At 70.7% G+C, this 12,395-nt stretch carries 12 protein-coding genes; 4 read left to right on the forward strand and 8 right to left on the reverse strand.

All coding sequences use genetic code 11. The annotated features are described in order from the left end of the window. Nucleotides 1–18: 18 nt before the first annotated feature. Nucleotides 19–810, reverse strand: a complete 792-nt coding sequence (locus ACGFU7_RS03640) for an NPP1 family protein (RefSeq protein ID WP_393691967.1) — start codon at nt 808–810, stop codon at nt 19–21. 445 nt (nt 811–1,255) lie between these two features. On the opposite strand from ACGFU7_RS03640, the gene ACGFU7_RS03645 reads away from it, so the two are divergent. Next, nucleotides 1,256–1,651, forward strand: coding sequence for a YrdB family protein (locus tag ACGFU7_RS03645; protein WP_393691969.1), 396 nt, complete (start codon nt 1,256–1,258; stop codon nt 1,649–1,651). 262 nt (nt 1,652–1,913) lie between these two features. Next, nucleotides 1,914–3,467 (forward strand): hypothetical protein, encoded by a 1,554-nt coding sequence (locus ACGFU7_RS03650; protein ID WP_393692839.1) that lies wholly within the window; start codon nt 1,914–1,916, stop codon nt 3,465–3,467. Between the two features lie 17 nt (nt 3,468–3,484). Here the strand turns inward: ACGFU7_RS03650 and ACGFU7_RS03655 are convergent, their stop codons facing one another. Beyond that, the gene (locus ACGFU7_RS03655) at nt 3,485–3,997 is read right to left on the reverse strand and encodes a hypothetical protein (protein WP_393691971.1); all 513 of its coding nucleotides are present in this window, start codon (nt 3,995–3,997) and stop codon (nt 3,485–3,487) included. Nucleotides 3,998–4,257: 260 nt separating this feature from the next. On the opposite strand from ACGFU7_RS03655, the gene ACGFU7_RS03660 reads away from it, so the two are divergent. Further along, the gene (locus ACGFU7_RS03660) at nt 4,258–4,704 is read left to right on the forward strand and encodes an RDD family protein (protein ID WP_393692841.1); all 447 of its coding nucleotides are present in this window, start codon (nt 4,258–4,260) and stop codon (nt 4,702–4,704) included. A gap of 105 nt (nt 4,705–4,809) precedes the next feature. On the opposite strand, the gene ACGFU7_RS03665 is transcribed toward ACGFU7_RS03660, so the two are convergent. The 4 genes from ACGFU7_RS03665 to ACGFU7_RS03680 all read right to left on the reverse strand — a co-directional run bounded on the left by ACGFU7_RS03665 (nt 4,810) and on the right by ACGFU7_RS03680 (nt 9,128). Then, nucleotides 4,810–5,493: an ABC transporter ATP-binding protein gene (locus ACGFU7_RS03665; RefSeq protein ID WP_393691973.1), complete on the reverse strand. Its 684-nt coding sequence runs from the start codon at nt 5,491–5,493 to the stop codon at nt 4,810–4,812. A gap of 45 nt (nt 5,494–5,538) precedes the next feature. Further along, on the reverse strand, nt 5,539–7,017 hold the full coding sequence (locus ACGFU7_RS03670) for an ABC transporter permease (RefSeq protein WP_393691975.1): 1,479 nt from the start codon (nt 7,015–7,017) through the stop codon (nt 5,539–5,541). A 165-nt stretch (nt 7,018–7,182) separates the two neighbouring features. Then, nucleotides 7,183–8,451 carry an Ig-like domain-containing protein gene (locus ACGFU7_RS03675; RefSeq protein WP_393691977.1) on the reverse strand — a complete coding sequence of 423 codons (1,269 nt, stop codon included), beginning with the start codon at nt 8,449–8,451 and terminating at the stop codon, nt 7,183–7,185. Between the two features lie 251 nt (nt 8,452–8,702). Then, nucleotides 8,703–9,128: a hypothetical protein gene (locus ACGFU7_RS03680; RefSeq protein WP_393691979.1), complete on the reverse strand. Its 426-nt coding sequence runs from the start codon at nt 9,126–9,128 to the stop codon at nt 8,703–8,705. A 108-nt stretch (nt 9,129–9,236) separates the two neighbouring features. Here ACGFU7_RS03680 and ACGFU7_RS03685 point away from each other — a divergent pair, with 108 nt between their 5' ends. Beyond that, nucleotides 9,237–9,524, forward strand: coding sequence for a hypothetical protein (locus ACGFU7_RS03685; protein ID WP_393691981.1), 288 nt, complete (start codon nt 9,237–9,239; stop codon nt 9,522–9,524). A gap of 14 nt (nt 9,525–9,538) precedes the next feature. On the opposite strand, the gene hutH is transcribed toward ACGFU7_RS03685, so the two are convergent. Both hutH and ACGFU7_RS03695 read right to left on the reverse strand, forming a co-directional pair. After that, nucleotides 9,539–11,089 (reverse strand): histidine ammonia-lyase, encoded by a 1,551-nt coding sequence (gene hutH / locus ACGFU7_RS03690; RefSeq protein WP_393691983.1) that lies wholly within the window; start codon nt 11,087–11,089, stop codon nt 9,539–9,541. Nucleotides 11,090–11,167: 78 nt separating this feature from the next. Further along, complete coding sequence (locus ACGFU7_RS03695) at nt 11,168–12,337, reverse strand: diguanylate cyclase domain-containing protein (RefSeq protein ID WP_393691985.1); 1,170 nt, start codon at nt 12,335–12,337, stop codon at nt 11,168–11,170. Between the last annotated feature and the right edge of the window lie 58 nt (nt 12,338–12,395).

The following is a 12,395-nucleotide window of genomic DNA, read 5'->3' on the forward strand; positions in this document are numbered from 1 at the left end:
CAGGGCGCGCGTGCAGGGTCAGCCTTCAGGGTCGAAGGGGATGTCGGACGGCTTGGCATTCGCCAGATGCCGGGTGAACTGGTCGTCCTTGATGCCGAGCAGAGCGCTGCCGAAGTCGGCGGCGCTCAGCCTGTCGCGCAGCCCTTCGGGGTAGCCGTTCCAGCCGACCAGGGTGGGGTACTGCCAGGTGCCCCGGTGGTTCTCCGGCGGGTCGTCGTGCGCGTTGGCCGCACGGAAGCAGTGGGTGCTCACCCCGTCCTTGTGGTAGACGACCTTCGGGTGCGTGCCTTCGAAGAACATCTCCGAGCGCGGGTGAACGGTGAACCCGCCGTGGGCGGAGGTGGATACGTACTCGACCCGGTCGCCCTGCACCCAGACCACGACGTGCTCCCAGTCGTGGCGGTGGCCGGCGCTGCCTCCGCCGAGCGAAACCTGGTCCTTCTCGAAGTAGAGGGCGTACATGATGGCGCACCACCCGTTGTTGCACTTCTCCCGGGAGTAGCTGTTGCTGTTCTCCAGATCGGACAGATCACGGCAGTTGCCGTTCACGTCCCCGCCGATCTTCAGCCCGGGCGCGATCGTGCCGTCGGGGCCGATGGCCGGGCTCGCGTAGCAGCCGTCCTTGTCGTAGTCGAAGGCCGGCTGGAACGCCAGCTCCCTCTCGTCCGCGTTGCCCGGCAGCGCCGGTGGTGGAGCGGCGTGGGCCAGCGCGGGGGAGGCCAGCACCAGTGTGGCCGCGGCCAGAGCGGTGGTTGCCCCCTTGAGCCATTTCCGCGCCGCGCCACGGCCCGCCGATCGTCTGTCGGTCATGAGTCCTCGATTCCGTCCGTCGGTCGCCGTGTTTTGTGTCGTGTACCGGTCAATTTGTACTCCCGGAACGGTAGTGCGGCGAAATGCGCGACGCACCACCCGCGTCAGCTGTCCTGGGCGGCGTTGAGCAGGTCGAGGGCGCTGTGCTGGTAGCCGTTGCCCGTCACCGTGAAGGAACCGGCCCAGTGCGGGCCGTGCCCACGACCGCGAGCAGCCCCAGATATTCCAGAGCGCTCTGGCCCCGGTCCCTCCTGGCCGGAAGCCTGCGGCCCCCCTGCCGACGCCTACCGCTCATGCCGCACACCCACGCCTTCCGTCGCCCCACCCCCGGTCAAAATGACCGTAGGAATCGGGCGGGGCCCAGCACGAGGGCCCCCGGACCCAAGCAAAGGCTCAAAGAACGCTGTGAGCCGGGACGTTGCCTACGAAGAGGAGTTCACCACCGATGACGAGCGAAGGCGCCGGCACACCCGCCGCCCCGACCGGCCGACCCTGGTTCATGGCCAATGAAGTCGTTGCGTTCGTCGTCGAGTTGGCGGCGCTGGGCGCTCTGGGCCGGTGGGGTTTCACCACCGGGGACGGCGCGGCTGCTCAGCTGCTGCTCGGGCTGGGAACACCGGCGGTGGCCATCGCGCTCTGGGGGATGTTCGCAGCCCCGCGCGCCCGCTTCCGGCCACCTCTCGTGGGGGTTCTGCTGGTCAAGGCGGTGGTGCTCGGCGGTGGTGTGTACGCGGTCCACGCGGTCGGCCATCCGGTGACGGCGGTGCTCTTCGGAGCCGTGGTGGTCGTGAACACGGCCCTGGCGGAGACCTTTCGGAGGCGCGGCGGGTCGGCCGCGTGAGGTGGGACGGCCGTGCCGGGCGCTCAGGCGTCGGCCGGGCGGCGCAGCATCCACAGCCCCGCTCCGGACGCGAGGACGACCACGCCGGAGACGACGCTCAGCGCGATGGCCGGACTGCCGTCCTCCATGAGGTTCGAACGGTCCCGTTAGGGTTTGCGAGGTGGGGATCACCGAGAGAACTGCGACGCGCGAGCGGGGAGACGAGCGGGTCGGCTCCGGTGTGCGCCGAGCGGCCACGGATCCGGACTCGGCGCGGTGGTGGGTGCCGGGTCTCGCGGTGCTGGTCGTCGTGCCGTTGTACCTCGTGTGGGCGCTGGTGCTGGCCACCGGCGGCGGTGATCTGGCGGCGCAGTTCGCCTGGGCCGGGTTCGCGTCCCGGCATCCCGAGTCCGCGTACAACCTCTCCTGGTACGGAGGGACGCACACCGCCAACTACAGCCTGCTGACGCCGCCGCTCATGGCGGTGTTCGGGGTGCGGGCCGTCACCGTCGCCGCCGGGCTCTGCGGGTCGTGGGCGCTGGGGCGGCTCTGTGTGCGGACCGGGGTGCGGTGGCCGGTCGCGGTCTCGGTGCTGGGGTCACTGGTGCTCTGGTGCAATGTCGCGTCCGGGCGTACGACGTTCGCACTGGGCGTGGCGATCGGGCTGGCCGCGCTGTTGTACGTGCGACGCCGTGCGGGCGTCGCCGCGGGCTGCGCGGCGCTGGCGACGGCGGCGAGTCCGGTGGCGGGGCTGTTCCTGGTGGTGGCGGGGGCGGCGTACGGTCTCGACCGGCAGTGGCGGCGGGCGGCCGTGCTCCTCGTGCCGCCGTTCGTGGTGGTGGCGGCGACGACGGCGCTGTTCCCGTTCACGGGCGAACAGCCGATGGCCGTGGGGAAGTTGTGGGTGCCGTTGGCCGCCTGCGCGGCCCTGTGGCTCGCGGCGCCGCGCGAGGGCGGCTGGCGGGTGGTCCGGTTCGCGAGCGTGGTGTACGCGCTCGGTGTCGTCCTGACCTTCCTGATTCCCTCGCCCATCGGAACGAATGTGGAGCGGCTGGTGGGGGCGGCCGGCCCGCCGGTGCTGCTCGCTGCGGCACTGGCCACCCTGGCGGGGTGGGCGCGGGGCGGCCCGCTGCTGCGGGTGCGGGCCGTCGTGCTCGTCGGGATGCTCGCGTTCAACACCGGATGGGTGGTCAACAAGACCGATGACGATCTGCGGGTATCCAACGCCGTGCCCGCCTGGGCAGCGCACACCGACGGCGTGGTCGCGGAGCTGCGCAGGCTCGGTGCGGAACGGACGCGGGTGGAGGTCGTACCGGCCCGCAATCACCGGGAGGCGGCCGTGCTCGCCCCGCACGTGAACATGGCGCGCGGCTGGAACCGGCAGCTCGACGTGGAGCGCGGGCGGCTGTTCTACGAGGGAGAGCCGACCCCGGCGGCGTACCGCGCCTGGCTGGACCGGTGGGGCGTGGGCCTCGTGGTGCTGCACAGCGGCAGGCCGGACGGCCCGGCCGAGGCGGAGGCGGAGATCGTCCGGCGCGGGACGGACTGGCTGGAGCCGGTGTGGCAGGACGCGGGGTGGCGGATCTACCGGGTGCGGGGCGCCGTCCCGCTGGTCTCCGCGCCGGGCGCCGTCGTACGCGGCGACGACGCCTCGCTGGTGGTACGGATGCCCGCCGCCGGGTCGGTGACGGTACGGATCGCGTACTCGCCCTGGCTGCGGGCCGACGGCGGCGGGTGCGTACGGCAGCACGGCGAGTGGACGCGGCTCACGGTGGAGCGGGGCGGCGAGTACCGGCTGGACTCGCGCTACCGGCTGTGGCCGTTCAAGTCCTGCTGACAGAGCCCCTGCGTGGTTCAGTCGGTGACGCCGAGGTCCTGGCGCATCAGTTCCCGCATCGTGTCGAGGCGGGGGTCGGCCGCCCTCAGGTCCTCCAGCGCCCGTTCGACGCTTTCACCGTCCCGGGCGAGACCCCGGTCGAGGCGTTTGGTCGCGGCGTCACCGGCGGCGAGGACCCGGTTGAGGTCGCGGGACGCCTGCAGTATCCGTTCGGGGACGATCATCTGCGCCTCGGCGTAGCGGTCGCGGTGGTCGAGGCGGGCCTCTTCGAGCTGGGTGCGTTCCTGCTCCGTGTAGACGTCGTCGCGAATGCGGTGCAGGGCGTCCTTGAGGAGGGTGTGGAACTGCCGGGAGGCCCGGTTCATCGCCGTGTACTGGGCGCGCCGTTCCTCGAACTTCCGCCGTTCACCGGCGAGTCGGGCTTCCTCGGCGCGCTGGCGTACGGTCAGCCGCTGCGCGAGCACCGGGGCGAAGAGGGTGCCGAGCACCCCGACCACTGCGGTGATCATGGCGGTGATGGCGATGGTCATGACTGCGAGATTAATGCGGCGTACGGGGCGGTAGGAAGGCGGTCCTGGGCACACGGTGACGGGCAATCAGACATGATGCCGTCATGACCACGTCGCGGGGGCACAGACATACCCGGAGTTGTCCCGGGCCGGCCTTACCGGCCGGCCGCACACCGCCCGGACGGGGGCACCTGGGACCTGCGGGGCCGTACGCCCATCCGGCGCTCCCACCCGTCCCCGGGCAGCGCCCCGCGCCCCGTATCCCGCCGCGCGTGGGCGACATGCGCCGCTATCTCGCCGTCGGCCTGGACTGCTACCTCTGCCTGGTCACCTGCGGATTGCTGGCCCGGCCGCATGTGGACACGGCCGGTGTTTCCGAGATCGTCGGTCTGCTGCTCGGCCCGACGCTCGCGTTCTCGTTCCTCAACCAGGTGGTCCTCACCGCGATCGCCGGGGGCGGCGCGGGCAAGCTGATCATGGGGATACGGGTGATCAGACTGCCGGACGCCGGTCGACCGGGGTCCTGGCAGCTGGTGCGGCGCTGGCTGTACGGGCTGTGCCGACTGCCGTTGCAACCCTGGTACGCGCTGCGCTCGTTCCTCGCGGGCCCCGGCGGCCTCCCCCTGAGCGCCTTCTGGAGCAGCGGGTACGACGATCCGGTGGGGCTGCGCCAGGTCCGCCACAGCGACCTCACCACCCACCGGAGCGCCGCAGCCGACCACCGCTGAGGCCGGGCCGATCCGCCCGGTGGTCGGCCCCCGCCGAACCCGGGACGGCCCACCGGTCAACGGCGGGGCACCCGCCGGACCGGTCGGCGCCCCGCAACACCCTTCTCAGGCCGCCGCGTTCTCCGTGATCGTGACCTTCCCCTTGCGAATCGTCGCCAGCCGTGGCGCACGCCGGGCGATGGCGCTGTCGTGCGTGACCATGATGAAGGTCAGGCCGTGCTCCTTCCACATGGTCTCCAGCACGTCCATGACCTCGTCGCGCATCGACTCGTCGAGGTTGCCGGTGGGTTCGTCGGCGAGCAGCACCTTCGGCTGTTTGACCAGGGCCCGGGCGATCGCCACGCGCTGCTGCTGGCCCCCGGACATCTCGCCGGGCAGATGTCCGAGCCGTTCACCGAGTCCGACGGAGTCCAGCGCCTCGGCGGCCCTCCTGCGCCGCTCGGCCGCCTTGCCGCCGAGCGGTACGAGCGCGGTCTCGACGTTCTCCTGGGCGGTGAGCGTCGGGATGAGGTTGAAGCTCTGGAAGACGAAGCCGATGTTCTGTGCGCGCACCTTGGTGAGCCTGGCCTCGCTGAGCTTCGCGAGGTCCACACCGTCGAGTTCGACACTGCCGCTCGTGGGGCGGTCGAGGCCGCCGAGCATCTGCAGCAGCGTGGACTTGCCGCCGCCGGTGGGGCCCTGGATGACCAGCCGCCCGCCGTCCTCGATGGTCAGATCGACACCGGCGAGTGCGTGGACGGTGGTCTTGCCGCGCGTATAGCGCTTGGTGACGTCTCTGAGTGTGTACATGGGTCAACTCCTGCTGGAACAAAGTGGGGTGGGACGCCGGGTGGGCTATTCGACGCGGCGCAGGGCATCGGCGGGGCGCAGCCGGGAGGCCCGCCAGCCGCCGAACGCACCGGCGATCAGCCCGCCCGCCACAGCCAGCGCGACGGCGATCAGGATGATGGAGAGCGAGACGGGGGCGGTCAGCGCGACGTCGAGCGTCTTGGCCGCGCTCGACCCGCCGGGTCCGCCCGCGAACCGCCCGCCGCCCATGCCGCCGCCCATGCCGCCGCCCATGCCTCCGCCGGAGGAGCCGAGTTGTGCGGTGAGGGTGGGGCTGATGGCGGTCACGACGTACGCACCGGCGAGACCGACGGCGATGCCGAGCACTCCGCCCAGCAGTCCGTTGACAAGGGCCTCTCCGACGACCTGGCGGGTGACCCGGCCGCTCTTCCAGCCGAGCGCCTTGAGGGTGCCGAACTCCCGTACGCGGCGGCTGACCGCCGAGGAGGTGAGCAGGCCGGCCACCAGGAAGGCGGCGACCAGAACGGCGATCGACAGCCACTTGCCGACGCTGGAGGCCAGGTCGGAGGCGGTGGAAAGGGAACCGGAGACGGTGTCGGCGAGATCGGCGGAGGTGGTGACGGTCGTGCCCGAGACGTTCTTCTGGACGGTGGACTTGACCTGGTCGATCTGCTGCGAGTCCGAGGCCTTCACATAGACCGTGGTGACCTTGTTCTTCGAGTCGGAGAGGGTCTGCGCCTGCTTCAGCGGGATGTAGAGGTTGGCGGCCGCGTCACCGCTGTCGGCGGTCGAGACCCCGACGATCGTGAACTTGGTCCCGTGGATGGTGACGGTCTTGCCGACGTCGAGCTTCTTCTCCTTGGCGTACGCGGAGTCCACGACGGCGACCTTCGCATCGGTCTCGGACGCCTTGAACGTACGGCCCTTGGTGATCTTCGACGAGGTCAGCGGGCCCAGGGCCTGCTTGGTGACATCGGTGCCGTACACGCTGTAGGAGTTGACGTCGAAGGAGGCACCGCCGCCCTTGACCTCGCCCTGCGGCTGCGTGCTGCCGCCCTGTCCGCCGGGGCCCCGGCTGCTCTGGCCCGTGCCGCCCTGCTGCTTGAACTCACCTCGTTTGAACCGGCCGTCGACCTTCATGACGTTCAGGCTGAGTCCGCCGACGGCGTCCGCGACCCCGTCCTGCTTGCCGATCGTGTCGACGGTGGAAGAGGCCAGCGTCTGGAAGCCCTGGACCAGGACCCGGTCGCTGCTCTGCGTCGAGTCGTCGTCGCTGCCCTTGGCGTCGAACTCGAACTTCGGGCGCCCGCTGCCGGAACCGGGAGCGGCGGCGGCCTTGGTGACCGTCATGTCCGTACCGAGGCCGTACAGCGATTCCAGGACCTTGTCCTGGGCCTTGCTCATGCCGGAGGAGACCGAGCTGACGATGATGACCAGCGCGATGCCCAGGGCCAGTCCCGAGGCGACGACCAGCGCCGCCTTTCTGCGGCGGCGCAGCTCGCGCCGGAGGTAGGTGAAGAACATGGCGCGAGGCTATGGACGGGTCGTGATGGTGGGTTAAGGCCACGATGAGAGCTGGATGAGAACGCCTGCGAACGCCGAAGGCGGCGGCGCCGCGGATCCGAGGGGATCCGGGTGCCGCCGCCTGCGTACGGGATTCGGTACTGCGGGAGGGGAGGTGCGTACGGGTCAGGCCGCGGAGCCCGCCGTCCACTCCGCCCAGCTCATGTTCCAGCCGTTGAGGCCGTTGTCGGGGGTGATGGTCTTGTCCGGGGAGTTCTTGACGATGACCACGTCGCCGACGATGGAGTTGTTGTAGAACCAGGCGGCGGGCTGGCTGGCGTCGTTCGCGCCCTTCACGTCGGCGAGACCGACACAGCCGTGGCTGGTGTTGGCGCTGCCGAAGACCGACCGCGCGCCCCAGTAGTTGCCGTGGATGAAGGTGCCCGAGGTGGACAGCCGCATGGCGTGCGGCACGTCCTTGATGTCGTACTCACCCTTGCCGTCGTCGTCGGTGAAGCCGACCGTCGCGCCGTTCATCCGGGTCTCCTTGAACTTCTCGGAGATCACCATCTGCCCGTTGTACGTGGGGTTGTCGGGGGAGCCGGAAGAGATCGGGATGGTCTTGATCGTCTTGCCGTTCTGGGTGACGGTCATCGTCTTCGTGCCGGCGTCGACCGTCGAGACCTGGTTGCGGCCGACCTTGAAGGTGACCGTCTTCTGCTGCACACCGAAGACGCCGTCCGCACCCTCGACGCCGTCCAGAGCGAGCTTCAGCGTGACGGTGGAGCCGCCCGTCCAGTACTGCTCGGGGCGCAGGTCGAGACGCTGCGGGTTGAACCAGTGGCCGACGACTTCCTGACCACTGCTGGACGTGACGGTGATTCCGGCCTGGACGGCCTTCTTGTCCGTGATCGGCTTGTTGAAGTTGATCGAGACCGGCATGCCGACGCCGACCGTGGAGCCGTCCTCGGGCGTGAAGTTGCCTATGAAGCTGTTGGCGGGCGACACGGTGGTGAACGAGGAGTTCTCGTGCGCCTCGCGGCCCTTGGAGTCCTTGGCCGTCGCACTGATCTTGTACGTGGTCGAGCGCTCCAGCTGGGCGTCCGGCTGCCAGCTCTTGCCGTCGGCGGCGAGCGTGCCCTTGACGGCCGCACCGGCCGACGTGGCCATGGTGACCTGGGACAGCGTGCCCTTGGTGACGGTGACCTTGGCGTCGTTGTTGATGCTCGCGTTGGTCGCACCGTTCTTCGGCGAGATCGCGATCTGCGCTTCCGACGCGTCCTGGGCGGCCGCCTTGTCGACCTCGGCCGCCTGCGACTTCTTCGAGCTCTCGGCACTACCGCCGCTCGCGCCGCTGTCGTTGCAGGCAGTGAGCACCAGAACGCCGCCAAGCAGGGCGGACGCGGCCATCAGGCCTTTGCGCCGCTTGCTGTCCGTCATCACACGCTTCTCCATCGTTGCTTAATCCCCAAAAACCCCGAGCAGAGCCGCCGACGACCGGCGAAACCCATCAATGTTCCTAGAACCCATGGAAAGGGTCTTCCGTTCCACATCCAAGAGAGATGTGGGGAACACCACTCATCGACGCATCCGCGCCAACGGTGGTTCCCGACGCCGACCACGTATGGCCGACCGCGTACGAGCGACCGGTACGCACCACGGCCGCGGCCCGCGGAAAACGGGCCGTGGCCGTGGCGCACCACCTGCTAGACCCGCCGCTCCGCACCGCCGCTCACGCCGCTGTGCTCGCCGTCGTCCTCACCATTGTGCGGGATGCCGTCGTCGCCCTCCTCGTCGTCCTCTTCGTCCTCGTCGTCGTCGAGGTCCCAGCCGTCCGGGTCGTCCGGGTCGTAGTCGACGATCTCGCTGCTCCAGGACGCCTGGGTGAGCTCGACCCCCGGCACCTCGCTGACCAGGTCAAACGGATCGACGAGCGAGGCGAGGGCCTCCGCGCCGTCCTCCCGTACGGCCGCCTCGGCCTGCATGCGTTCCTCGGCGGACTCGCCGCCGGGCTCCCCGTACTCGGCGGCGATGGACTCCAGTGCGGTACCGCTGAGTGCGGCGGGGTCCGTGATCTCCAGCACCATTTCGACCCGAAGTCGAACAAACCGTGATGTCTCAGAAGTGCTCATGTGCCGGAGCGTAAGCTCCCCGCCCTCCCGGCTTTCCTGCGACCCGCTGCTTTCACTAGCATCGGCGTACAGGCCTAACTCACGGCTGTGACAAGGGGGATCGATTCCGTGGCCGCTGCTCGCCGCCCGCTTCTGACCGCCACCGCTGCGGGCACTCTGCTGGCCGCCCTGTGGTTCGTCCCGTCCGCCAACGCGACGGACGAGTCGGCCGGTGCACCGGGCACACAGAGCCCACAGGTCACCGCCGCCGTGGACACCGCGACCGGTCCGAGGCTCGCCGACACCGGGGCCGGGGTCGACACCACCCCGTACCTGATCGGCGGCACGGCGTTCCTGGGCATCGGCGCAGCGTTCGTCACCTACTCGGTACGCCGCGCCGACGCCCTGTACGCCTGAATTTCCTGTCGGACCTAGGCCAGCGGTCCGGTCACCGGCTCGACCGCCGCGACCAGCTTCCCCGCACGTACGAACGCGTCCGCCGCGGCCAGGTCCGGCGCCAGGAAGCGGTCCGGTCCCGGCCCCTCGACACCTGCCGCGCGCAGCGCCTCGATGGCGGCCTGCGAGGCGGGCGCGGGGGTGAGGCCCTGGGCGGCGCGCAGCTCGATGGCGCGGGTCGCCGCGTACAGCTCGACGGCGACGATCCGGGCGAGGTTGTCGACTGCGGTACGGAGCTTGCGCGCCGCCGACCAGCCCATGGAGACGTGGTCCTCCTGCATCGCGGAGGACGGGATCGAGTCGGCCGACGCGGGGACGGCGAGCCGCTTCATCTCGCTGACCAGGGCGGCCTGGGTGTACTGGGCGATCATCAGGCCCGAGTCCACGCCGGCGTCGTCGGCGAGGAACGGCGGCAGCCCGTGCGAACGGTTCTTGTCCAGCAGCCGGTCGGTGCGGCGCTCGGTGATCGAACCGAGGTCGGCCGCGACGATCGCCAGGAAGTCGAGTACGTACGCGACGGGGGCGCCGTGGAAGTTGCCGTTGGACTCGACCCGGCCGTCGGGCAGGACGACGGGGTTGTCGACGGCGGAGGCCAGCTCGCGGGCCGCGACGATCCCGGCGTAGTCGAGGGTGTCGCGTCCGGCGCCGTTGACCTGGGGCGCGCAGCGCACGGAGTAGGCGTCCTGCACGCGGGGCGCGTCGTCCTGATGGTGGCCGGTGAGGCCGGACCCGGCGAGGACCCGCAGCATGTTGTCGGCGCTGACGCCCTGGCCCGGGTGCGGGCGGATGGCGTGCAGCTCCGGGGCGAGCACCTTGTCCGTGCCGAGCAGCGCCTCCAGGGAGAGGGCGGCGGTGATGTCGGCGGAGGTGTAGAGGCTCTTCAGGTCGGCCAGGGCCATGACGAGCATGCCGAGCATGCCGTCGGTGCCGTTGAGGAGGGCGAGGCCCTCCTTCTCGCGCAGCTCGACCGGGGTGATGCCATGGGCGGCGAGCAGCTCACCGGCGGGGCGCACGGTGCCGTCGGGGCCCTCCGCGTCGCCCTCGCCCATCAGCGTCAGGGCGCAGTGGGAGAGCGGGGCCAGGTCGCCGGAACAGCCGAGCGAGCCGTACTCGTGGACGACGGGGGTGATGCCCGCGTTGAGGACGTCGGCCATGGTCTGCGCGACCTCGGGCCGTACGCCGGTGTGCCCGGAGGCGACCGTCTTCAGCCGCAGGAACATCAGGGCGCGGACGACCTCGCGCTCGACCCGCGGGCCCATGCCGGCGGCGTGCGAGCGGACGATGTTGCGCTGGAGCTGTGCGCGGAGGTCCCGGCTGATGTGCCTGCTGGCCAGCGCCCCGAAGCCGGTGGAGACGCCGTAGACCGGCTCGGGCTTGGCGGCGAGCGCTTCCACGATCTCGCGGGCGGCGGCGAGTGCGCTCACGGCGGCCGCGGAGAGCTCGACACGAGCGTTGCCGCGGGCCACGGCGATGACGTCCTGGGCGGTGGTACCAGACGTCTCCACCACGACTGTATGCATATCCATATTCAGAAGCGTACGGATTGAATCCCTTCATGTCACTAGTGGTCGCACGGTTGACCCCTTACCGATCCGGTCACACGGTCAGGGGCGGCTGCCGCGCAGGTGACGGCGGTCGTGCGGGGACCGGGGCGGGGAGTCGGCCAGCCGGATGACCTCGCCGTCGCGCCCCGCCACCACCGGCTTGTCGGAGCGGGCCGCCTTCGCCCGGTACTGGGCCGCGTCCGCCAGCCGGAACAGCCGCCGCGCCGACACCACCGGGCCGATCGGATCTCCGGTCGACGCGATCCCGCACGCCACCCCGTCACCGAGCTCCAACTCGGCTGCCCTTTCGCAGAGTTCGGTGGCCACCCGGATCACGTCGTCCGCCTCGGGGCCCACCGTGAGCAGGCAGAACTCATCGCCGCCGAGCCGGGCCGCGAGCGCGCCGGGCAGCATGGCACCGCAGCGGGACAGCACCGAGCCGAAACGTTCCAGCAGACGGTCGCCGACCGCATGGCCATGGGTGTCGTTGACCCGCTTCAGACCGTTGAGGTCGCAGACGACCAGACTGACCGCCGCCCCGTCCGTCCGATGCCGCTCCACCGCCTCGTCGAGCCGCACATCGACGGCGCGGCGGTTGGCCAGCCCGGTCAGCGGATCGGTGAAGGCGAGCTTGCGGACCTCTTCGAGCCGCTCGGTCTGGGCGATCCCGGCGGCGACGACGGCAGCCAGCACGGTCGCGAAGTCCGCGTCCTCCCGCCCGAACACCGGCACCCCCACCGGGCGGGCCACATACAGCTCGCCCCAGGCCCGCCCGTGCAGCACGATCGGCGCGACCACGCAGCAGCCGCGCCCGCGCCGGCGCAGGGCGGCCACCCGCTCGTGGCGGTACACACGCCCGTACCCCCGCACCCCTGCGCCCTCGCCCCGCACGCCGTCCACCGGGCCGTCGGCGGTCTCCACCCAGGCATCCGGCTCACCGCCCCCGGCCCACCGTTCGTGCAGGAACTCGGTAATCTCCGGGAACTGGTGCACCGGGTACGTCTCCTGCTCGGGGAACTCCTCCTCCCCTTCGGCCCGTTCACCCGCGTTGACCAGCACACGCAGTCGCCCGCGCCCGCGCTCCCACACGGAGAGCGCGGCGAAACTGCCGCCCAACGCCTCGCACGCCCCCAGCGCAGCCGCTCGCCACGACCCCCGCGGGGTGTGTGCCGCCGCCATCGTCTGCGCAAGCGAAACCACGGCCCGCAGCCGCGCATCATCACCACCCATCGCTACAGCTTATGTAGTTTTGTGGTGATTTGATCAGTTTGGAACGCCGACGATGCCC

It is taken from the genome of Streptomyces sp. NPDC048473, from assembly GCF_043200155.1.
Lineage (GTDB): Bacteria > Actinomycetota > Actinomycetes > Streptomycetales > Streptomycetaceae > Streptomyces.

Bases quoted from the DNA above. Each gene is read 5' to 3' on its own strand.
- ACGFU7_RS03640 (WP_393691967.1), bottom strand. From the start codon at position 810: ATGACCGACAGACGATCGGCGGGCCGTGGCGCGGCGCGGAAATGGCTC.
- ACGFU7_RS03645 (WP_393691969.1), top strand. From the start codon at position 1,256: ATGACGAGCGAAGGCGCCGGCACACCCGCCGCCCCGACCGGCCGACCC.
- ACGFU7_RS03655 (WP_393691971.1), bottom strand. From the start codon at position 3,997: ATGACCATCGCCATCACCGCCATGATCACCGCAGTGGTCGGGGTGCTC.
- ACGFU7_RS03660 (WP_393692841.1), top strand. From the start codon at position 4,258: ATGCGCCGCTATCTCGCCGTCGGCCTGGACTGCTACCTCTGCCTGGTC.
- ACGFU7_RS03665 (WP_393691973.1), bottom strand. From the start codon at position 5,493: ATGTACACACTCAGAGACGTCACCAAGCGCTATACGCGCGGCAAGACC.
- ACGFU7_RS03670 (WP_393691975.1), bottom strand. From the start codon at position 7,017: ATGTTCTTCACCTACCTCCGGCGCGAGCTGCGCCGCCGCAGAAAGGCG.
- ACGFU7_RS03675 (WP_393691977.1), bottom strand. From the start codon at position 8,451: ATGGAGAAGCGTGTGATGACGGACAGCAAGCGGCGCAAAGGCCTGATG.
- ACGFU7_RS03680 (WP_393691979.1), bottom strand. From the start codon at position 9,128: ATGAGCACTTCTGAGACATCACGGTTTGTTCGACTTCGGGTCGAAATG.
- hutH (WP_393691983.1), bottom strand. From the start codon at position 11,089: ATGGATATGCATACAGTCGTGGTGGAGACGTCTGGTACCACCGCCCAG.
- ACGFU7_RS03695 (WP_393691985.1), bottom strand. From the start codon at position 12,337: ATGGGTGGTGATGATGCGCGGCTGCGGGCCGTGGTTTCGCTTGCGCAG.